The sequence below is a fragment of the Collinsella sp. LCP21S3_A9 genome (genome assembly GCF_052118785.1).
Classification (GTDB): domain Bacteria; phylum Actinomycetota; class Coriobacteriia; order Coriobacteriales; family Coriobacteriaceae; genus Collinsella.
The window spans coordinates 38,022-58,248 of record NZ_JBQKGN010000002.1 but is presented as its reverse complement, the minus strand read 5'-3'; the positions used below and the strand labels follow the sequence as shown (position 1 = coordinate 58,248).

Here is a 20,227-nt window from a genome sequence, read left to right as displayed (position 1 = left end):
ATGATTACCAGCTGGATTGACGCTGCTCAAAACAAAAGGCAGAACCATCAATAACCCTCTCATTAAAGAGCAGCAGCGCAGCGAAACCAAATAAGTAAAGAAGACGGTTCCAACCCCAGACCGAGCCCAGGGCGGAACCGCCAAGCAATTTCATCTTATCAGCTCTGCAGGATTGGTTTGATGGTGGCAGGAGACACCTGAAGCCCAGCGCAGAGTAATCATGCATAAGCCTCCTCCGGAAGGTTGCCGTCGATGGCAGCATAGGGCCGGCCGTCGCGGTCCTCCCAGCTCGCGCAGACGTAGTTGTATTTTTCGAGCTCTACACCATCGTCGTCAATCCATGCGGGCTTGAACTCATGCACAAGCTCATTCGGGACTGCCCAGCCGAACATATCCTAACAGTGCTTGCCTCGGATAATCTCCTGATCGACATCGGCCGTATCGAAGAAGAAGCGCTTCCCGCTACGCTCAAGCTGAGCATTGACCGGGTCAACGGAATCGATTATGCATTCGCTAAACCCATCGTATCGTTCCCGGCACTCTTTGGACCTATATTCAGTTTAATTACCGGTTAGATCGACGCTGATTCAAAGCCTGCCGCGATAAACCGCTTGTATGCATCGGCTTGATTTCCAGCTAGATCGACATTGATCCAAAGCTTGATAAGGTTGCCAGCGTAAGGGGAAATAGGAATCACGAAAAGTAGCGCAGTACGAAGAGCGCCCTTGATTGAGGAGACGTAGGTGCAAATCCTACCGCCGCGCAAGCCGCCTTCGGGGCGGCTTTTTATGCCGATACGAGGCGAGGGATGTCCCTCGAGAAACCCGCCGCGGTTGCCGCCGACCCCGTGGAGAGCGCCAAGTGGGACAAGCTCACCGCCGGCCACGCGAGATCATCCCCGCATGTGTGAAGAACAGGTGGAAGAAGTTCCGGGGCTTTGACGGCTGCCGGGGTCATCCCCGCGTGTGCGGGGAGCAGTATCCCGTGCAGCCCGCGAACACGCTCTGGCTGGGATCATCCCCACGCGTGCGGGGAGCAGGAATTGCCGTTCGCCGCGTTGGTGCTGTTGACGGGATCATCCCCGCGTGTGCGGGGAGCAGTCGCGCTTCAGGTCGAGAGCACCCTTGCGTTCAGGATCATCCCCGAGTGTGTGGGGAGCAGGAATTGCCGTTCGCTGCGTTGGTGTTGTTGACGGGATCATCCCCACGCGTGCGGGGAGGAGGAGGCTTCGTCGCCGGTCGACTCTACCTCTTTGGGATCATCCCCGCGCATGGGGAACAGGTGTCCAGCGGAATCTCGCGGCCCTCCGCATCCGGATCATCCCCGCGTGTGCGGGGAACATTTCAGACCATTTCTCTCTGGATACTGTCTGAGGGAATCATCCCCGCGCGTGCGGGGAGCAGATTGTTCACACGGAAGATAATAACACCTCTGTGGGATCATCCCCGCGTGTGCGGGGAGCAGGACGGCGTTGAAGAAGGTCAACAACAACATTTGGGATCATCCCCGCGCGTGCGGGGAGCAGCTGGCGCGGGCGTGCTTCTCGGTTGCGCTGACGGGATCATCCCCGCGCGTGCGGGGAGCAGCCTACGAGCAACGTTGTATCCGTGCAATCAGTAGGATCATCCCCGCGTGTGCGGGGAGCAGCCGTTGGAGCTGTACTGGTGGAGCGCGCACTCGGGATCATCCCCGCGTGTGCGGGGAGCAGACGAGGTAGTCGTGCCTGCGGCCGCCCCGGACGGGATCATCCCCGCGTGTGCGGGGAGCAGGATCGGCTCTTTATCTTGCGCATAGTGCGGTAGGGATCATCCCCGCGTGTGCGGGGAGCAGTGCGATCTGCTTTGCTTGGTCTTGGCTTTGTCGGGATCATCCCCGCGTGTGCGGGGAGCAGCGATTGCCTACGGTTGCACACGATTGCACACAAGGATCATCCCCGCGTGTGCGGGGAGCAGTCGACGACGCTTATCTGCGTTCCGCACATCGAGGGATCATCCCCGCGTGTGCGGGGAGCAGTGCGCACGCAAATACTTAATTTGCGCTTCCTTGGGATCATCCCCGCGTGTGCGGGGAGCAGGTCAACGTGTTGCCCTTAATACAGACAATCACGGGATCATCCCCGCGTGTGCGGGGAGCAGACATTGCTGCTGGCAAGGCCAATGAAGCCACCGGGATCATCCCCGCGTGTGCGGGGAGCAGGTGTAGTTTTGTTTCGCGAAACCCTGGTAGGCGGGATCATCCCCGCGTGTGCGGGGAGCAGATTGTGGCGGGATTGATTAGGTCGGGCGTGGGGGGATCATCCCCGCGTGTGCGGGGAGCAGGTGGCTTACCAGATGAGCGCGGTTACCTCCTCGGGATCATCCCCGCGTGTGCGGGGAGCAGCAGTCGAAGAGCGGCCTAACGTACAGTGTCGAGGGATCATCCCCGCGTGTGCGGGGAGCAGGCGGCGAAGGCCACGCAGTCGTTCTCCGGTGCAGGATCATCCCCGCGTGTGCGGGGAGCAGACTGGGGCCGTCTGTGCATAAAAAGTTTGGTCGGGATCATCCCCGCGTGTGCGGGGAGCAGTTGACTACGGAAAAAACAAGGCGCTCAAATGCGGGATCATCCCCGCGTGTGCGGGGAGCAGGACCTATCTTCCCCATGAAGGACGGCAGCTGCGGGATCATCCCCGCGTGTGCGGGGAGCAGCATCGGTCGAACTCGCTCACGCTGATTAGCGCGGGATCATCCCCGCGTGTGCGGGGAGCAGATATACGGGTTCTCCCAGGACGGCGAGTCTTGGGGATCATCCCCGCGTGTGCGGGGAGCAGTCGCTGCGGCCTGCGCGTCCTCCATCTGTCTCGGGATCATCCCCGCGTGTGCGGGGAGCAGTGTTGCAGCTTGTACGGGTCGGCGAACGGGTCGGGATCATCCCCGCGTGTGCGGGGAGCAGGCCCCGTCCCTGAAGCTCATCGACGTGATTCCGGGATCATCCCCGCGTGTGCGGGGAGCAGGTAGACCTTGCGCTCGAACGGTACCGTCACCATGGGATCATCCCCGCGTGTGCGGGGAGCAGCCGCACCATCGACCAGATTCCCGTCGATAAAATGGATCATCCCCGCGTGTGCGGGGAGCAGCGTCAGGTAGGCGCAATCTACCAGGCGGGGTCGGGATCATCCCCGCGTGTGCGGGGAGCAGTTGTCGGTGAGTTTCTGGAGTACGCTGAGCGCGGGATCATCCCCGCGTGTGCGGGGAGCAGAAGTGTTCACCTGCTCCAATGCCGCTGTGCTTGGGATCATCCCCGCGTGTGCGGGGAGCAGTAGCTTTACAACGCAACTAGAATGACCGTCACGGGATCATCCCCGCGTGTGCGGGGAGCAGGACGTGGGAGCTGTGTTCTAAGGCGCGTAAGCGGGATCATCCCCGCGTGTGCGGGGAGCAGGACCTATCTTCCCCATGAAGGACGGCAGCTGAGGGATCATCCCCGCGTGTGCGGGGAGCAGCGCATTGCGTGGTTCAGCGCAGGAATCAGCTCGGGATCATCCCCGCGTGTGCGGGGAGCAGACGGGATGGGACGACCAGACCTTGCAGGAGGAGGGATCATCCCCGCGTGTGCGGGGAGCAGTTCGATTAGATGAATAGCGTACTTTTGCGCACGGGATCATCCCCGCGTGTGCGGGGAGCAGTCGATCGCGTCCAGCTCCTCGCGTGTGATGGAGGGATCATCCCCGCGTGTGCGGGGAGCAGGTGGCGATACTAACGCGCTTGACCTTGACTTTGGGATCATCCCCGCGTGTGCGGGGAGCAGCTCAAGAGCGGTCGAGAGCTGAACGCCTACGAGGGATCATCCCCGCGTGTGCGGGGAGCAGATCGGAGCAGTTACGTGGCCGGCGGTAGTAACGGGATCATCCCCGCGTGTGCGGGGAGCAGCAGGAAGGGCGGCGCTCCACTGGTCTTGGCGGGGGATCATCCCCGCGTGTGCGGGGAGCAGCAATATCACCAATAGGAACACGATAGAGTACCGGGATCATCCCCGCGTGTGCGGGGAGCAGCCCGAGCAAATTAGCTCGCGTCGTGTTTACGCGGGATCATCCCCGCGTGTGCGGGGAGCAGTCGATGTACGTCACGACCGCCTTCTCCTGAGTGGGATCATCCCCGCGTGTGCGGGGAGCAGTCGCGCGTGAGGTTGCCCGAGATGTTCACGATGGGATCATCCCCGCGTGTGCGGGGAGCAGTGCAACATCACAGGCGGCAAGTGCTACGACACGGGATCATCCCCGCGTGTGCGGGGAGCAGTGGGGAATCGGGCGCGAGCTGTACACGGCACCGGGATCATCCCCGCGTGTGCGGGGAGCAGGCGGGCTGGTAGCCGGTGTGCTTCGTTACGTCGGGATCATCCCCGCGTGTGCGGGGAGCAGCAATGTCCAAATACCAGCCTGTGCGCGTAGTTGGGATCATCCCCGCGTGTGCGGGGAGCAGTCAACACGTTCTCGGACCAGCTCAACGCAATCGGGATCATCCCCGCGTGTGCGGGGAGCAGGTCGGCAAACCAATACATGGAGCAGGTGACGAGGGATCATCCCCGCGTGTGCGGGGAGCAGTGGGAGCAGAACGTCGGAGGCATCAAGAAACTGGGATCATCCCCGCGTGTGCGGGGAGCAGCCGGTGATGCCGCCCTCTTTCGAGGTCATTCCGGGATCATCCCCGCGTGTGCGGGGAGCAGTCGCGCATGGCTCGGTAGAGCTTGCCGATGTGGGGATCATCCCCGCGTGTGCGGGGAGCAGGTGTAGTTTTGTTTGGCGAAGCCTTGGTATGCGGGATCATCCCCGCGTGTGCGGGGAGCAGTCACGCCAAGTCTTCTGGTCGATGTCCGGCGCGGGATCATCCCCGCGTGTGCGGGGAGCAGTGGGGAACGGGTGCCTTCGGTACTGCCGGACAGGGATCATCCCCGCGTGTGCGGGGAGCAGTCGTCGGCGAGGTGGTCGTAGATCTCGACCACGGGATCATCCCCGCGTGTGCGGGGAGCAGTGGGGAAGTGCCTGAATCAATCCGACGATCATGGGATCATCCCCGCGTGTGCGGGGAGCAGGACCGGGGAGAGAAAGGCGATAAGGGCGAACCGGGATCATCCCCGCGTGTGCGGGGAGCAGCTCGTCGGTAACCTTCGATGCGTACCACGCTCCGGGATCATCCCCGCGTGTGCGGGGAGCAGGAGTGAGACATGGCACGTGAGAAGAACACCAAGGGATCATCCCCGCGTGTGCGGGGAGCAGACGTTGTCAGCCAAGGCTACACGCCCATTGGCGGGATCATCCCCGCGTGTGCGGGGAGCAGAATGTCCAGCTTTGGCGAGACCATCGAGGTCAGGGATCATCCCCGCGTGTGCGGGGAGCAGGCCAGACGGCTCAGACTTCACGATATACGCGCGGGATCATCCCCGCGTGTGCGGGGAGCAGACTTAAAAATCCCAGCTCAAAACACCCTATCCTTTTGATGTGGGCCCCATTTTAATCAGTTTTCTAAACAAGCTCAAGGTCGCCTCACAATCAGACTCGGCACGATGAGGTATTTGATTGTCAAGGTTCAAAAGGCCGAGCAGGGTCTTCAAGCGATAGTTCGGCGCATCGGGCATCTTCTTCTTTGCCAGTGTAATGGTGTCGATGCACTCATTGTCAAAATCGTCTAGGTCGCATTCTTCGCACGCTGCCTGCACGAAGCCGGTATCGAACGAAGCGTTATGCGCAACCACTATGCGGCTCCCGACAAAGGAAAGCAGGCCGCTCACCGCTCGCTCAAGCTCGATCCCCTTTTCGGCAAGCATCTCATCGGTAATGCCTGTTAGCTCGACTATCTTCTTTGGGATGCCTTTCTCGTATCGAATAAGCTCATGGAGCCTGCCTGCCTCAACACCCTGCTCAACTTTGATGGCGGCAATCTCGATAATCGCATCTTTGTCTGGGTCCAGCCCCGTGGTCTCAACATCAAGTACAACGTATTCGCGCGGCTCGTCCGTTTCGGCTGCCACGCTCCCGCGACGTGCCTTCGATCGCATCGCCGCGTAGCTCCAGCCCACTCTCTTCGTGCCAAGGGCCTTCATGCGCGAAGGCGAAGGCCGCATCATTAGCTTGATACCATCAAAATCGATAGGTTCCCACGCGGTGTTGTGCACTCGATAGTTGAGGTGTTGCTCGTTGCGTGCAGAAAAAACCATCGTGGCACGCCCTGTTTTGCATTCTTTGCAAATACGACTCCAAAGCTCATCCCTTACACGCGCGCCCACCCTGCCGACATACACGCCTAGGCTAATCTCCTGCAACCATTTCGTTAGGTCGCCGCGAAGTGCAAGGGGGCATTTTTCCAAAACAACAACAATCACCCGTTATCCTTCCACAAGCACTCCGTTATTCTCTTCGGTGGCATCCACCTGGACGTCGTTTTCCTTGCCATAGGACACTCCAAAAGCAACGGCAGGGCGCCTCTCATCCCAGAGGAACATCGTATCGATATCAGGCTCGTCCTCTGTCTCGAAGTCGCCCAACAGCAGACCCCTGATATCGCGAGCACAGCGCTCCATTATCTTCCCGTCAAGAAACGCATCACGAGTGCACCGACGCGCTTCCACCCCGATATCCTCTGGAGGATCGGAAGCCACTTCGAAAGCGATGGGAATCGTCACCTCTGCTTTATACAAATCGGCAATGTCATACACAAACGAGCGCTCATGGCCAACGTGGACAAATCCCAATGCCGGAGAGCACCCCAGCGCCACAATCACGCTGTGAACGACTCCGTAAAGGCATGCATGGGCAGCCGACAGCGCCTGATTGATTGGGCTTGCATCAAGAAAATCATCGGGGTTGTATTCCCTCCCATCCCATGGGACGTCGTATTGCTTCGACAGCCGCCGATAAAGTGTTCGAATCCGAGCTCCCTCGCGGCCACGGAGCTGCTGCATCGTGTAATTCGATACATCCTCGCCGGGAAAACGCATGCCGTACATCGCTCGTGCCACGGCAAGACGCCTTCGAGTGTTCGACACGAGCTCAGCCTGCGCGACAACCAACCGAGAAGAATGGGTGAGCGGGCGGCCGTGCGCATAGTAGCGAACGCCGTGCTCGCCCACCCAAATCACGCTTGTCCCCGAATCGCCGAGCAACTCAACCGCACGATGAGAGATATTGGTCCCAGGCCCCAGCATAAGCACCCCAAGAGAAGCCGCGGGGACATACGCCGTTCCGCGCGCATCGGTTATGCTCACTGCGCTATCTTGCCTGCTCACAAGACATCGCTCGACATAAAGAAACGTCATTCGCTCCTTTATCGTGGGCAGTACGCGCAAATCAGGCTTGATCATGCCAGGATTATCACCCATGCCGCTCACCTATCCAGTGGAACCAGCGTGAGAAGGCCGCATCCGAATCCTTTGGCATGCCCGATGCCACACACAAGCGCATGGCGCAAGGCATCAGCATCGGTCACGCGCAACACGCCATCGTACTGGGCGCGCGTAAAGGTGACTTTGTTTCCTTGGACACCCTTGGTAAACGAGATTCTGTTGGAATTACTAACAATCAAGCTCGGGCAGCCCTCATCGTCGCTCAAAACCTCAAAACCATTCCTTTGGGCACGTGATCCCCGCTCGGGCGCAAAAATGCTTGGCACTTCCTTGTCGGCGCCCTTATATGCTTGAGCTCCAACGAGCCAGGCAGTTTGCTCCAGAATGGTCAGGTGGCCAATTCTATTTCTCTTAGGTTCGCCCTCGCTGTTTAGCAGGTCGCTTTTGCCGCCACGCGTGCTTCTGTTGAGCGACGGATTCGCTACCAAGCGAAACGAATAGGTCTGTCCGTTCGAGATGCGCCCCAAAAACGGATCGTATCCGCGCGTGCCCCACTGCGGTTCGCAGTCGGGCCACCCAATTTGTTCATCAAGCCCTACCAAGCTCGGCTTGCCGGGACTCACGATATAAAGGCGAGAACCCCCATCAGGCATTCTATCCACGCGCCAAAGCACGCGGCCGTCCCCGCTCGTCTGAGAAAAGGGGAAGCTGCCTGCAATCGCCGCATGCATGCGATAGGGCGAGGCAAGCATCGCACGCGACTCCCTCCGCGTCATATTGATGGGAAACTGGGTAAAGAACATCGGCTATACCTCCTTTCCTAGAGCAGACCAAGGGTCATGGTCGGCCTGCACGCCAGCATATTTCGGGTTCCTAACCGTTGCTGTTGTATGGGCAACAGTACGAAAGCTGTATTGGCGATGCTCCTGCGAAAAGCTGATGGGCACGTCGCGCAGCGGAACATCGTAGCCCTCGCCTTCGTCAGAACCCTGCTTATCGTAGAGAATCTCCAGGTCAACGCTTTCTTTACCGCGGAACTTCCAGTTGCCCTGATATCTCTCGCTTGCTTCCCAGGGGTGACTGCGCAAAGCTTGGAGCAACGCCACATCCTCAAACAGCCCAATATGTACTCTGCACGCGGGTGGACAGGAACGGCGACCCAGAAACAGGGGAAACGCCGGAGCGTCAAGCGCCTCGGCGCACCTTTGCAAGAGTCCCAAATCGCCCTCAAGGGCCGCAACAAACACAGCATCAGCAAGATAGTGACGATACGTTAAAGGCAGGGTATCGTCCTTTTTCTCGCTTAATATCCATCGAGCGCTTTGCGAGTCCCACTTTCGCTTATGTTCGGTTTGAAAGTCGCTTACAAATGTTCCTGGCTGATCGATACGTACGCCAAAGCGTAGCGCCGCAAGATCATCAACGGGATCTGTTCGGTAACGACCTAAGGCTGCGGCAAGCAGGCCCACAACGCCGCTCTTCGTCGGCTCGTGCTCTGTTCCGCGCTCGGTGAACCTGCTCGACGACCCCCAAGATTGTAGCGGACCCGCCAATTTGAGCAGCAGGACCGCCATAGCTAGTCCACCTCTTCGGTTTGGTGGCCATTTTCGGCCAGATAAGCAGCACACGCTTGCGAGATTTGCGCAATTGCGGCGTCAAGATCACATGCCCCTTCGACACCCATGGCACTGGGAAGAGACTGCGCATCCGGAGATGCAGTTATAACGAACGTCTTTTGCGGGGTCGTTCCAAACGCCTTGTCAATCGCCTCTTCCTGTTTGGCCAAACGCTCACAACCAATTTCAATCTGGCTTTTCCCATGCGACGCCTCAACAGGTTTTTCAAAGGCATTCACCAAGCTCACCGGTTGCGTATCCCTCAGCTGAAGAACGACCGCTCCGGGGAGCGTGCGGTTTGCAAACGAATTCTGCTTTCCCGTGGGCATGGAAGTAATGAATGCCTTCAAAAACGCCTCGATGCCGCGGCAAGCAACCGCAGCCGAACCGAGATTTTCGCACAGATGCAGCACATCAATAGTTGCATAGCGATACATCGTCGATGAGGTGAACTCCGTTGTCTCAATCATTGCTGCGCCCGCATTGTCTTCGGGCGAGCAATCGTCAAGGGCAGTGAAGTAATCGAACTCTGGATTCATCCTCCCAATGCCAATGGCATGGGCGACCTGAACGGAGGCGTCGACATTCAAATCAGGAGCATCCGCCACCATACGACCGAACATTGCCACATCGATGCTGTTAAGCGTCGGTTTCTTCTTGATATCAAGAATTTCCTTAGCAAGCCTCTTGTCGACATCCGCGCCCGCTTCAAAAGCCTGCGCCGCCAACGATGCAAGGGCTTTGATCTGCCCTGAAGAAAGAAACAGCAAGTAGCCCGTTTCGCCATCTTTGACTTTGACGCCCGTTGCCGCCAAAGCCTTCTCGGCAGCAACTTCGGCCTGATCGCCTTCAATGTCCGGCAAAATGGCGGTCACGGCCTCCGCGATCAAGTTTGCTGCGTGCTTCGTACGCCAACCAAGACCGAACTCATCCAACAAATAGGAAAAACTATCGCGCGTGGCCTTCTTCCAAGCCTGGCTTGAGACCCTCGAGCGCTTGACTCCGCCGAAATATGCTGTTTTTGGACTACCCGTGTCATCTCGATTGATGTTGCTCGGAGGGACAGTCTGAAGGATATGGATATCGATAAACTGGGGCTTTTTCATTGTAGGTCCTTTCTTGGCGATTTCCCCATCAACTATTCTTCCGAAGAGCTGGCATCGATGCCGGACTCGGCCTTTGGTATTCGACTATATTCACGCCCCCACGCAAGACGCACCTTATCTGCTGTATAGGGGTTTTGCAGTGTGTATAGCTGTGCTGCAAAACGCGCGTAATCAACGGGAATCTCGGCAGCTCGCAGCTGCTGTATAAGCTGCCTTGCATAGTGAAGTGCCTCTTCCATGGAATCGGCCGTTATAAAGGCCCTAAACCTTCGAGGCATTTCGCCCTCTTCGAGATTCGAGTAACGTCCCTTATCACTCCGCACGAGCTGTCGCAGGGCTGCACCAAACGAATGTTCATCGCCAGGCACATACATTGGCTTGGTTTTGCCCTGTTGATGAACCGCATAGAGCGTGAGCGCGGCATGAACCGCCGTCTCGGCCCACGATGGTTCGGCGCCTCTCCCCACAAGCTCGGCAGGCAGGCCCTCGAACACAAGTGACCATGCATCTGCGCTTGAGCCCATGGGCAAAAGAAGCACATGGCGCAATGTTGCCAACTTTCGCGCTCCTCGTGGTTTTCTGCTGGCAGACAGATAGTCGTTTTGGATAGAGCATATGCGCCCGTGAACGAATGCGCCAATCATCTGCTCTGGGCGTTGCTCCTTGGTTTTCGTCATGTTTGAACCTCTTTATCGTTTGGCTCGTCTTCTTCAAGCGGCAGATACTTTTTAAGGGCGGCGTTCAACTTAGCCTCTGCTTTCGAGGCCGTCATCCAATCTGCGGTTTCTCCCTTCTCGTTTTGAGCAGGAGCGCCAACGATTGCCTCCGGACCAGCTTCGCGAAGGAGGACATCGGCATGCGCTTTGATAATCACGCGTGCGGTACGGCGCCATCGACGCCTCTCTACCTCCGCGTTGCTGGTCTCGTTAAGAGCGGCAAGCCACTGACGAAACGGCGAATCAATCTCAAAGAAAGCCCGAGCAATCGCTTTCTCTTTCGCTGTTTCTTTTGGTTTTTCGTCCGGCTTCGCTTTCTGATACTCCCTTTCCGCGCTTCCTCCCAACGCTATGCGGAGGTTTGCGGCAAAACAGCCCAAGGCAAAAACCGCCTTTGATGTCGAAGTCACAAGTTCCTTTGCAAGATTTACCAGGTCCTCTCCCTTGTCAGAGAGCAGATATGCACTTAATTCGACCTTGTCATCAAAAACAACGGTAACAGCTCCGCACTTAGCATCAACATATTCAAATCCTACGGCGCGGACGTTAACATAATCGCTCCAACGAAGCAGCGATCCTGAGCTTCTGCCACTCATCCTTTTTACCCAAGAGATAACCTCAGGAGGAACAATGCGAGACTCTTGTTCGGCGGTCCCTCCGAATATAGAAATGATACCCCGCCACATAGCTTGATCTCTCTCATGTTTACGAGGCAAAAACTCAATTCCGGAAGTCCTGGACGCCCCAACCCTCTCTTTCCAGGCAGTCATGCTTTCAATTTGGCGGAGCCTCTGATTGCTCTTTTCCATCTTTCGCCCGGCACTTACGATTGCATCGATCACATTCCGCTCGCATGGAATCAGCCGTACCCATCTCGATTGCCATGTGAAAAGCTCCGCGCGCCCGCGGGGGAAAGACTCCTCATGGCCGTCTGAGACCAGCAACGGATTAACCTCCCAACAAGGCTTATCATCCTCGAGGAACAGACAGTCCTCATCAGAACGAGAGGCAGTAGGCAAAAAATTTAAAAGAAGGGTATCTGCCAGAGAATCGCCTTCTAGATACATACAGCCCAATAGGCCATCTGGGCCTGGACCGCCAGGATATACCTTCCCGCCTTTAATAGATTCCGCTTTCTCCCCCAAAACTGGCTGTCCAGGAATTCCAAGAGCAAAAGCTTGCAGATGAACCAGCCATCTCGCTGCCTCGGCAAACGTCAATCTAGCGAGCCCAGAGCCTGCCCTTTGAAGAAATAGACGCTTATCCTCTCGAGACCAACTATCTCCAATAATCCTGTACAGGTTGTTCTCTTTTTTCTCGCTATCCTTCCAGCGCAAACCAACAACCTGCATAAAAGGCTGTTCCTCGTCAAACAGATCGAAACGATGGTGCCACTCGTCGAGGTATTTGTGAATCTGGTCGATGGGCAGTTCGTGAGCACGCCATAGGCGCCCCCAAACCTCCGCTGGAACGTCGTCATCGTCGAGCGTCGGAGAAATTGCCCTTTGCAGCACTGCCAGCAAAACGCGCAGAATCGCAAAATCCTGTGTAGGTAGATCGTTAGCCAAGCACTTGATGCTTGACGCTTGCTCAAATAGCTCGAGCAGTGATACCTCGCGCGTCGCCCCGCCCAAATCGCGAACGCAGATCCATGGTTCGTCCACGAGGTTAAAACTCACATTCTGGCTCATTGCGCATCTCCTTTCTTCCTCACTGTTTCAACAAGTTCAAGCCCGTCCTTACGCGAATAGTGCATGCGATAGATAGCATCTTTCGTTTCTATTACCGTATCTAGGTTTGAATCAAACGCCAAGACCAGTTGACCTTGAAGCCATCTTGACTCTTGCCATCTGAGCGCCTGAGATTTTGTCTCCAGGGCATCAATTACCTGATCAGACGATAGCCAGAATGGCAGGCTCACGGTACAACTCGCCGCAAGGCGGGCAACCTCATCGTCAGGCGCTTCACTTCCATCCCCTAAATAGCCCTGACACGGACGGCTCCCCTTTATGTCGGTGACCCAGGGAAGCAGCGTGAAACCGTCGTTGCCTACTTGGACCGCAATAACCTCAACCGTGTCACCAGAATCGCGAACGGCAGCGCGTGCTTTTGTCTCGTCTGCAAGCGAGAAGGTTTCATTCAGCCAGCCAATAAGACTTTGCGTCCCCTTCTGTGGCTTGCTCAGAAGCCAGGCATTTGCCTTGAGCTGCTTGTTCTCTTTTGTCTTCTCCAGCTCTTCTTCTGCGCTTTGCAAAGCATGAACCCATTCCGGTGCTGCGCCCGCATCGCACAACTCTTCCGCCGCAATGCTTCGTGAATACGTCCGCTCGACAAGGCCAGCAATATCGTGAGGCAGATTGACCATAGCCGTCCCCCCATCGGTACTCTTTGCCCTCAGCGAAAGCAAGCTGCGCAAAAGCATCGCAGGGTGATAGACCTTCTCTATACCCCCATTCACCTTAGGCGGAGCAGTCGCCCAGTCCTCGATGCCCGTGATAAAGCAACGTGCTTGCCTGAGCTTCTCCGGACGCTGTCCCTGATTTTCCCCGCGTTCATGGCGGTGTAGGCGTCCCATTCGCTGCAGCAAAAGGTCGATAGGGGCTACATCGGTGATCATTACGTCGAAATCAATGTCAAGGGATTGCTCGATCACCTGCGTACCCACTACGATGAGTTTACTGGGCCTGTCGGCAGAGTCGGGACCAAGCAGTCGCAGCAGTTCCGCATCATTTTCCATTCGGTCGACGGCAATAAAGCGCGAATGGACGAGCTTTACGCACGAATCGCCAAAGGCAGTCTTCAACTGCTCGTAGGAGCTTTGGGCACGGGAAACCGTGTCTCGCAACACGCATGCGCAACCACCATCGGACAATAAGTCCTCCAATTGTGCAACCAGCGCAGCATCGTCGTCTTCCAATCGTTCGACAATAACGTTTGTTCCGATCGAAGGGTCATCGCATGCTCGGTACATGCTATCGTCCAGCGCTCCATTTCGGGTTGCCGTTGTAACGAGCGGGTACGACGGCAACCCTGATGCTTTACGAGGAGCTTCCGGAATATCTTTCCGCTTTGATGCGCGACGAGTGGATTTTCTATCCCTACCCCGATAGGCGTGGATGAGCTCGTTGCGGCGCTCAGCGGGAAGCGTTGCCGAAAGCAGTATGGTCGGCACGCCGTAAGCGCCAAGCCACGTGAGCACACGGTCAAGATAGACATTCATATAGGCATCGTAAGCATGAACCTCATCGATTATGACAACCTTGCCGGCAAGGCCCAAGTGCCTAAGCTGCACATGGCGCGCCTTAAGCGCCGCCATAAGCAGCTGGTCGACCGTGCCCACAACAAATGACGACAGAAGACCACGCTTCCTTCCGCCAAACCACTGGTGCGCTGTCACATCTTCCTCAACGCTCTTTTTCGCGTCGTCCCCCATCCAAGTGCGTCCCCAGCTTCGCAGGCTGTCGTAGTCCGGGTTCAAAGCCGCCTTGCTATGCAAAAGTTGCATCGACTGCGTACTGCGGCCCCGCGAATCGGGAACGCACTCGAGCCAATCTTTAACGCGCTTGAACATCGCGTTGGAAGTTGCCATTGTCGGTAGAAGATAGGCGATTCCCCCTGCCCCGGTTTTCGGAGCCATAATCTCTGAGCACATCAGTGCGGCCTCTGTTTTGCCGTTGCCCATGGGCGCTTCGATAATGAGTAGCCCTGCGCCGTCCATGTCGGATGCCGCCTGCATCGCCTGCTCCTGTGCTGGACGCAAGCTCGCATCCTCAGGAAGACCAATAAAGCGGTGATGAAACAGCTCTTGTCCCTCTTCCTTTACCGGCATCGCCTGCCACGCCGGGGGCAACGCCAGCGAAGCCCATGCGGCATCGGTGCGCTTGATAAATTCGTCATAAGAGCCGATGCAAGAGTCAAGAGGGAACAGATCTGAATTTGAGGCAATCCAATCGGCAACGATAACCAGCGCAGAGACGAGTGCTTGTTCTGGTTGAGGAACAGGTGACGAGCTAAAGACACTCTCGAACTTCGCCATCCCCGACTCCTCAAACATCCAGTCAAGAAGCTCCTCTTGGACGGCACGCCAATCGTCATCACCCAAGTTCTCGTTGGGAAAATTACGCGATGCGCTCGTTATGCCGTCGAGCACGCTATCGGACGAAGGCGTGGTTCCATGATGCGCTCCCAGAATGCACCCGAATGTCCACGAGCAGTCCCAACCGCGTCCATCGAGCCAATCTTCGAGGATCACCTCACTCATGAAGGCGTGCGATGGAGGGTGGTTCATCATGCGGGGGCTCGGAACCTGAAGCCCCGCTTGTTCAACAAGTTCTGCCCGCTCCGAGACCTTGTACTGGAAGCCTGGCGTCGCCTTGCCAATGTCGTGGATACCAGCAAGCCAGGTAACGAGTGCCGCCGTTGCAGAGTCGTCACAGCCAAATGCGTTCACGATTTGGTACTTGACAGATTCCGGCAGCCATTCGTTCCAAAGCCTGCGCGCAACACCCGCAGAATCGACCATATGAACATAAAGAGGCGACCACAGGTTACGCTCTTCCGCGCTGCCGGTTTTTGCCCATAGTGCACGGGCACGTGAGCTTATGGGAATAGAGTCCATCATGGTCTTTTGCATTACTCTCCCATCCGCTTCTTCCTAGAACCCGAGAGGCTGGAAACGCCTTACGATTAGACTACTACCGCATACGGACATTTTTTAATAGCCCTCGGCAAACGTAATGTTGCTCAACGTTCGTGCTATGAGCGTGAGCGTTTAATGGAGTGCCTGCGGGTCCTGCCGCCGCACAAAAACGGGGAGGCCCGCACCCCTGCGAGCCGCCCCGTAGCCCTAACCTTCAAGTTACAGCAACAACCGGTACTACTCCCCTACTTCCCAAATAGCGCACCCAGAAAACCGCGGCGCTTGGGCTTTTCCTCTCGGTAGGAGCCCTCGGCCACCGCTGCCACCTGACGCGGTTGCCCGCCGCCTCCATGGCGCACGATCTGGTACAGAAACGGCGATTTAACGTATTTGACCTCGATGGGTGTGGCGTGCACGGTACTTTCGCTCGACAGCATCACGTTGGGATTGAGCGGTGCCACCACATGCGTCTCGCGCTTGTCGCTAAACACCACCGCGGCCGCACGACCCGTCTGGCCGTTTACGGCAATGCGCACCTGCTCGCCATCGCGGCTGTCCGTCGCCGGACGATCGACAAAGTAGACCGGCACCATCACCAGGCCGTCCTTATGTTTGCGGGCCTTGCGCGCCCACGCACGGATACTCTTTTTATTGAGCCCCAGCACCGCCTCGGCATCGTTGCCGGCAATGTCGAGCGCCAGCTTATCAATGACCACCTGGTCCTTGGTAGACGCATCGACGGAGACAACGCGGAAGTCGCCTTCCTGCATGGCAGGATCGAACGGCCCCACCTTGGCAAAGTCCCACGGCTCCAAAATGCCCATAAGACGAACGTCCAGGTAGTTTGCCCGCGGATATGCCCAGTCGAGCACCTCGTAGTACACCAAGGTCTCCTTGCTCAGCCCCTTGCCCGGGAAGGACGCCATCATGCGCAAATCCGCCAGCGCCATGGGAAAGTAGAAGAGCATCATGTCATTTTGAATCGCATCTTCCACGTCGTGCCCGGCAAAGGCTTCCGCATACTGGTGCACCAGCTGCAGCGCGTTGGCACGTGCCTGCTGCGGCGAGATTTCGCAGGGAATACCCTGCTCGGGTACATACTCCGCACCAACGCCCATGGTCAGGCGCTTGCTAAAGGTACCGGGCTTGAGTAGGTCTGCAACGCCGATCTTATTGCCGCAGGACGGGCACTCAAACACGCGCTGGGTCGACTCGCCTTCGAAGGATGCGCCGCAGAAGGGGCACGGGATGCTCACGTGCGCGGCCTCCTGGAACTCCTGCGCCGTGCCGCGGTCCTCCCACAGTAGATGCTCCAGAACCGACTGGTTGCGCCAGTGCGCATGAAAGAAATACCAGTCGGGGTCCACCGGGCGCTCGAGCTGCGACACATGGGTGAGCTTAAGCAGCCCATCGACAACCGTCAGCGGCGCATGGCGAATGCCCAGCGCGCTCTTGGGCTCCCCCGCATCGGCCTGCCACGGAACGACCGTGCCGCAATAGGCGCACTCAAAGCTGCGTTTAGCCTGGTGAGAGTACATGGGGCCGCCGCAGTTTTGGCATTTAATGGCAAACATCTCGTCCATGGATACGTCCTCCTTTACACAGGGGCTGTCGACATTAAGTATGTCGAGCAGGCAGGCACAAGCCCATACCCATGTGGCCCAAAATGGAGCACGCGGTCGGACAAGAAGCCCCGCTCGTTAGCTCCCGCAGACCATTACTGCATTTTCTGAGCATCGGCGCACGGCGCGCCCATGCGAGCTACACTATCCCCTTAAACGAGGATGCGAGGAGGTACGCCATGCTATTTGTAAATCGGCTGGTACATACACTTGTTCCTGGCAGCGAGGGCGAGCCGGTCGATGCATCATGTCGCACCAACGCGGGCTTTGCCGCAAGCCTCATCTGCATTGGCCTCAACATTACCCTGTGCCTGGCCAAGGGCATCGCGGGTCTGCTCGCCGGCTCTGTCTCGCTTGTCGCCGACGCCTTCAACAACCTCTCCGATGCCTCGAGCAACATTGTGAGCTTGCTCGGGTTCCGCCTTGCCAGCCGCCCGGCAGACGAAGGCCACCCCTATGGCCACGGCCGTTACGAATACCTCGCCGGCTTGTTTGTCGCCGTCCTCGTTTGTGCCGTCGGCATCAACCTGGTGCTCGAGTCCATTGCCAAGATCATCAAGCCCTCCCCCACCGCCTACACGCTGGTCTCCCTAGCAGCCCTCGTCTTGTCCATGCTCGTCAAATTATGGATGGCCGCATTCAACCGCGCGCTGGGCGACCGCATCGACTCGGAGACGCTCATCGCCACGGCACAGGACTCCAAAAACGACGTCATCACCTCGGGCTCGGTCTTGGCGGCGGCGCTTATTTCGCAGACGACCGGCTTTGACCTCGATGGCTGGGCAGGCCTGGGTGTGGGTATCTTCATCTGCATCAGCGGCATGGGCCTGGTGCGCGACGCCATCAGCCCGCTGTTGGGACAAGCGCCCGACCCCAAGCTCGTCCAGGAAATCCGCGACAGGATCATGTCGTACCCCCAGGTCTTGGGCACACACGACCTCATGGTGCACGACTACGGCCCCGGCCGTCAGTTTGCCAGCGCACACGTGGAAATGCCCGGCGAGGGCGATGCCTTTGAGCACCACGAGATCCTGGACACCATCGAACACGATATTAAACGCCAGATGGGCATCGACATTACGCTGCACTGCGACCCCATCGCCACCACCGGCGACGACCTGCGCGGCTGGGTCAAGCATGGCGTCATGCAGATCGATCCCGCGCTCTCCATCCATGACCTGCACGAGCACGATGGCTTTGTGTCATTTGACCTGGTGCGTCCCGACGGCTTTCGCATCTCCGACGACGAGCTGTTGGAGCGCGTAACGCATATCGTGCACGAGCGCAGGCCCGATTCATCATGCGTTGTCACGTTTGACTCGGGCTTTAGCTCGCCCGACCGTCCGGCAGAACAGCTGTAATCGACAGCAAAACGGGACGCAGAACCGCCGACCAACGCGCCCATGCGCCCGGTCACGCGATCCTACGTCCCGTTTTTGTTTGCACCGCTAAGGCTCTAGCCGCTCGGCCGCTAGTTTCCCTGCGCGCCCGAAATGCCATTTTGCAGGGCATCCCAGGCGTTCGTTGCCATATCACCCAGATTCTGAGCAGTATCGCCGAGATTCTGGGCTGTGTCGCCCAGCTCTTGGGCCTTATCCCCAAGCTCCTGCGCCTTGTTGCTCAGGTCCTCCAGCGTGTTGGAGCTCGAGCTGTCCGTGGTGCCCTGGTCGCCGGACGCGTTGCTCGACGAGCTGTCCTTGCGCGTGAGCTGAATCTCGAGGTTACCGTTGTCGTTATAGTAGGCAGACGTCACGACCCAATTGGCATCGACAACAGGTGTCGAGCCGTCGTCGGTCAGAATCACGGCATTCGAAAGATCGGCCCCGCGCGACTTGAGGAGCTTCTTGGCGTTTGACCAGTACTGACCCGGGATATCGCTCAGGTCGACGGTGCCGGACTGGGCAGTCTCGGTCTGCTCGGCCGTGGTATCAGTCGTGGCGCCCCGCTTGTTGAGCATGCCCGACACGATGGCAAACACAACCGACAAGGCAAAGAAGATCGCCAGCACGATGAGGATCTTCTTGATCACGCTCGACGAACGCGAAGGCTTCTTCTCCTCGTCCTCGCCATACTGGGGGATGGACTTGGGATACTCACGATACGGCTCGCGCGCGTATCGGTCGTGCGACTCGTAGCGCGGCTGTGCCGTGCGCGGCATATATGTCGTCTGCTGGGGCTGCGGAATGGGATTTTGCGGCAGGTCATCATAAGGGTCTACCGCCGCGTTGCCGTAGGGGTTCTGCGATGAGACACCATGCGGGTCCTGCGCCGCATTTCCGTAATTCACAACGCGCGTGGGATCGGCCGACACCTGCGTCGTATCGGGGGCAGCGTAGCCGGGATTCGGCACGACGCGGGTCTCATCGGCGCCATTGCCCGTCCGCGGGGAGCCGTAGCCACCCATTACGGTCGTCTTGTCCTGGTCCATGCAACGTTTCCTTTCCGTCGCCCGTAAGCATCAAGTTATCCATGCATTCTACCCGCGCAAAAGCCTATGATGGACAAAGCCCGCCGGTATCTACAAGACATGCGCGGCCGACGGTCACAAGCGAATCGAGGATATGTCATGGCAAAAAGCAAGCTCATCAAGGACACGACGCGTGCCGAGCGTGAGGAGATCATCAAGCTAGCGCTCGCTGGCTGCGGCAACGGCAGCTGCGACAACTGCGGAAGCTGCAGCTTGGGAGCCGGCGACCCGTACGGTACCTACCAACCCTACATTGACGGCGAGATGGAAATCGCCGATATCAACATGATGGTCGCCGAGCGCAACGCCAAACTCTTCGGCCTCCAGCGCGGCTAACGACCTCTTCTTGGGCTGTGCACCACAAAATGCGCCCATCTACTACGTTTAACCCAAGGGTGCCAACCATAGCCAAATTTGCGTTAACAAAACCGCAGGTAAACGTCTTGCCGCATTGTTAAAAAACGCTCCATGGTCGGTCCAACCCTGGCAAACGTAGTAGATGGGCGCTTTTCGTGGCGCGGCTGGCCCAGACAGCTTGTCTCGGAGCCAATTTGCATCAAAAAGTCCCCGGCGGCGCTGCGTTTTGCGCCACCGGGGACTGTTCAGTTCACTCCCTGTTGCTTTGCCCTACTCGTTGGGCACATGCGTGGCGCAAGGATACTCAGGCGTCACATCCTGGCCGTTGGAATAGCTCGAATTTTGTAGTACGCCGACCTCGTCACCTGTTCCGAACGATACGGAGAAACGTAG

Annotated in this window: 15 protein-coding genes and 1 CRISPR repeat array; of the genes, 3 read left to right on the top strand and 12 right to left on the bottom strand. The window is 57.9% G+C overall.

Going from position 1 to position 20,227, the window contains the following annotated elements:
* Positions 1-4 precede the first annotated feature (4 nt).
* Positions 5-226, bottom strand: a complete 222-nt coding sequence (locus tag ACTQ05_RS01100) for a hypothetical protein (protein WP_441537120.1) — start codon at positions 224-226, stop codon at positions 5-7.
* On the bottom strand, positions 219-362 hold the full coding sequence (locus ACTQ05_RS01095) for a hypothetical protein (RefSeq protein ID WP_441537757.1): 144 nt from the start codon (positions 360-362) through the stop codon (positions 219-221). Before ACTQ05_RS01095 ends, ACTQ05_RS01100 begins: the two co-directional genes overlap by 8 nt.
* Here ACTQ05_RS01095 and ACTQ05_RS01090 point away from each other — a divergent pair.
* Complete coding sequence (locus ACTQ05_RS01090; RefSeq protein ID WP_441537756.1) at positions 357-575, top strand: hypothetical protein; 219 nt, start codon at positions 357-359, stop codon at positions 573-575. The genes ACTQ05_RS01095 and ACTQ05_RS01090 overlap by 6 nt on opposite strands.
* A 737-nt stretch (positions 576-1,312) precedes the next feature.
* Positions 1,313-5,431: a CRISPR direct-repeat array (repeat unit 29 nt; unit sequence GGGATCATCCCCGCGTGTGCGGGGAGCAG).
* Between the two features lie 26 nt (positions 5,432-5,457).
* Here ACTQ05_RS01090 and cas2e read toward each other — a convergent pair.
* The 9 genes from cas2e to ACTQ05_RS01045 all read right to left on the bottom strand — a co-directional run bounded on the left by cas2e (position 5,458) and on the right by ACTQ05_RS01045 (position 16,971).
* Entirely contained in the window at positions 5,458-6,351 is an 894-nt protein-coding gene (gene cas2e, locus ACTQ05_RS01085) for a type I-E CRISPR-associated endoribonuclease Cas2e (protein ID WP_441537755.1), read from the bottom strand.
* A gap of 3 nt (positions 6,352-6,354) precedes the next feature.
* Positions 6,355-7,347: a type I-E CRISPR-associated endonuclease Cas1e gene (gene cas1e, locus ACTQ05_RS01080; RefSeq protein WP_441537754.1), complete on the bottom strand. Its 993-nt coding sequence runs from the start codon at positions 7,345-7,347 to the stop codon at positions 6,355-6,357.
* Between the two features lie 5 nt (positions 7,348-7,352).
* Positions 7,353-8,114, bottom strand: coding sequence for a type I-E CRISPR-associated protein Cas6/Cse3/CasE (gene cas6e / locus ACTQ05_RS01075; protein WP_441032287.1), 762 nt, complete (start codon positions 8,112-8,114; stop codon positions 7,353-7,355).
* A 3-nt stretch (positions 8,115-8,117) separates the two neighbouring features.
* A complete protein-coding gene (cas5e, locus tag ACTQ05_RS01070) occupies positions 8,118-8,885 on the bottom strand; it encodes a type I-E CRISPR-associated protein Cas5/CasD (protein ID WP_441032284.1) in 768 nt (255 codons plus the stop codon).
* A 2-nt stretch (positions 8,886-8,887) separates the two neighbouring features.
* Positions 8,888-10,033 (bottom strand): type I-E CRISPR-associated protein Cas7/Cse4/CasC, encoded by a 1,146-nt coding sequence (gene cas7e, locus ACTQ05_RS01065; protein WP_441032281.1) that lies wholly within the window; start codon positions 10,031-10,033, stop codon positions 8,888-8,890.
* 32 nt (positions 10,034-10,065) lie between these two features.
* Positions 10,066-10,710, bottom strand: a complete 645-nt coding sequence (gene casB, locus ACTQ05_RS01060; protein ID WP_441537753.1) for a type I-E CRISPR-associated protein Cse2/CasB — start codon at positions 10,708-10,710, stop codon at positions 10,066-10,068.
* Positions 10,707-12,440 carry a type I-E CRISPR-associated protein Cse1/CasA gene (gene casA, locus ACTQ05_RS01055; protein WP_441537752.1) on the bottom strand — a complete coding sequence of 578 codons (1,734 nt, stop codon included), beginning with the start codon at positions 12,438-12,440 and terminating at the stop codon, positions 10,707-10,709. The genes casB and casA overlap by 4 nt, the downstream gene beginning before the upstream one ends.
* On the bottom strand, positions 12,437-15,382 hold the full coding sequence (gene cas3, locus ACTQ05_RS01050; protein WP_441537751.1) for a CRISPR-associated helicase Cas3': 2,946 nt from the start codon (positions 15,380-15,382) through the stop codon (positions 12,437-12,439). Before cas3 ends, casA begins: the two co-directional genes overlap by 4 nt.
* Before the next feature lie 251 nt (positions 15,383-15,633).
* Positions 15,634-16,971 (bottom strand): hypothetical protein, encoded by a 1,338-nt coding sequence (locus ACTQ05_RS01045; RefSeq protein WP_441537750.1) that lies wholly within the window; start codon positions 16,969-16,971, stop codon positions 15,634-15,636.
* 218 nt (positions 16,972-17,189) lie between these two features.
* Between ACTQ05_RS01045 and ACTQ05_RS01040 the strand changes: the two genes are divergently transcribed.
* Positions 17,190-18,371: a cation diffusion facilitator family transporter gene (locus ACTQ05_RS01040; RefSeq protein WP_441537749.1), complete on the top strand. Its 1,182-nt coding sequence runs from the start codon at positions 17,190-17,192 to the stop codon at positions 18,369-18,371.
* Positions 18,372-18,481: 110 nt separating this feature from the next.
* Here ACTQ05_RS01040 and ACTQ05_RS01035 read toward each other — a convergent pair whose 3' ends face one another.
* Complete coding sequence (locus ACTQ05_RS01035; protein ID WP_441537748.1) at positions 18,482-19,438, bottom strand: hypothetical protein; 957 nt, start codon at positions 19,436-19,438, stop codon at positions 18,482-18,484.
* A 138-nt stretch (positions 19,439-19,576) separates the two neighbouring features.
* Between ACTQ05_RS01035 and ACTQ05_RS01030 the strand changes: the two genes are divergently transcribed.
* Positions 19,577-19,813: a hypothetical protein gene (locus ACTQ05_RS01030; RefSeq protein WP_035137347.1), complete on the top strand. Its 237-nt coding sequence runs from the start codon at positions 19,577-19,579 to the stop codon at positions 19,811-19,813.
* Positions 19,814-20,227 lie beyond the last annotated feature (414 nt).

Excerpts from the sequence above, each read along its gene's own strand:
- cas3 (WP_441537751.1), bottom strand. The coding sequence starts at position 15,382 with ATGCAAAAGACCATGATGGACTCTATTCCCATAAGCTCACGTGCCCGT.
- ACTQ05_RS01030 (WP_035137347.1), top strand. The coding sequence starts at position 19,577 with ATGGCAAAAAGCAAGCTCATCAAGGACACGACGCGTGCCGAGCGTGAG.
- ACTQ05_RS01100 (WP_441537120.1), bottom strand. The coding sequence starts at position 226 with ATGCATGATTACTCTGCGCTGGGCTTCAGGTGTCTCCTGCCACCATCA.
- casB (WP_441537753.1), bottom strand. The coding sequence starts at position 10,710 with ATGACGAAAACCAAGGAGCAACGCCCAGAGCAGATGATTGGCGCATTC.
- cas5e (WP_441032284.1), bottom strand. The coding sequence starts at position 8,885 with ATGGCGGTCCTGCTGCTCAAATTGGCGGGTCCGCTACAATCTTGGGGG.
- ACTQ05_RS01035 (WP_441537748.1), bottom strand. The coding sequence starts at position 19,438 with ATGGACCAGGACAAGACGACCGTAATGGGTGGCTACGGCTCCCCGCGG.
- ACTQ05_RS01045 (WP_441537750.1), bottom strand. The coding sequence starts at position 16,971 with ATGGACGAGATGTTTGCCATTAAATGCCAAAACTGCGGCGGCCCCATG.
- casA (WP_441537752.1), bottom strand. The coding sequence starts at position 12,440 with ATGAGCCAGAATGTGAGTTTTAACCTCGTGGACGAACCATGGATCTGC.
- cas7e (WP_441032281.1), bottom strand. The coding sequence starts at position 10,033 with ATGAAAAAGCCCCAGTTTATCGATATCCATATCCTTCAGACTGTCCCT.
- cas6e (WP_441032287.1), bottom strand. The coding sequence starts at position 8,114 with ATGTTCTTTACCCAGTTTCCCATCAATATGACGCGGAGGGAGTCGCGT.
- ACTQ05_RS01040 (WP_441537749.1), top strand. The coding sequence starts at position 17,190 with ATGCTATTTGTAAATCGGCTGGTACATACACTTGTTCCTGGCAGCGAG.
- ACTQ05_RS01090 (WP_441537756.1), top strand. The coding sequence starts at position 357 with ATGCACAAGCTCATTCGGGACTGCCCAGCCGAACATATCCTAACAGTG.
- cas1e (WP_441537754.1), bottom strand. The coding sequence starts at position 7,347 with ATGGGTGATAATCCTGGCATGATCAAGCCTGATTTGCGCGTACTGCCC.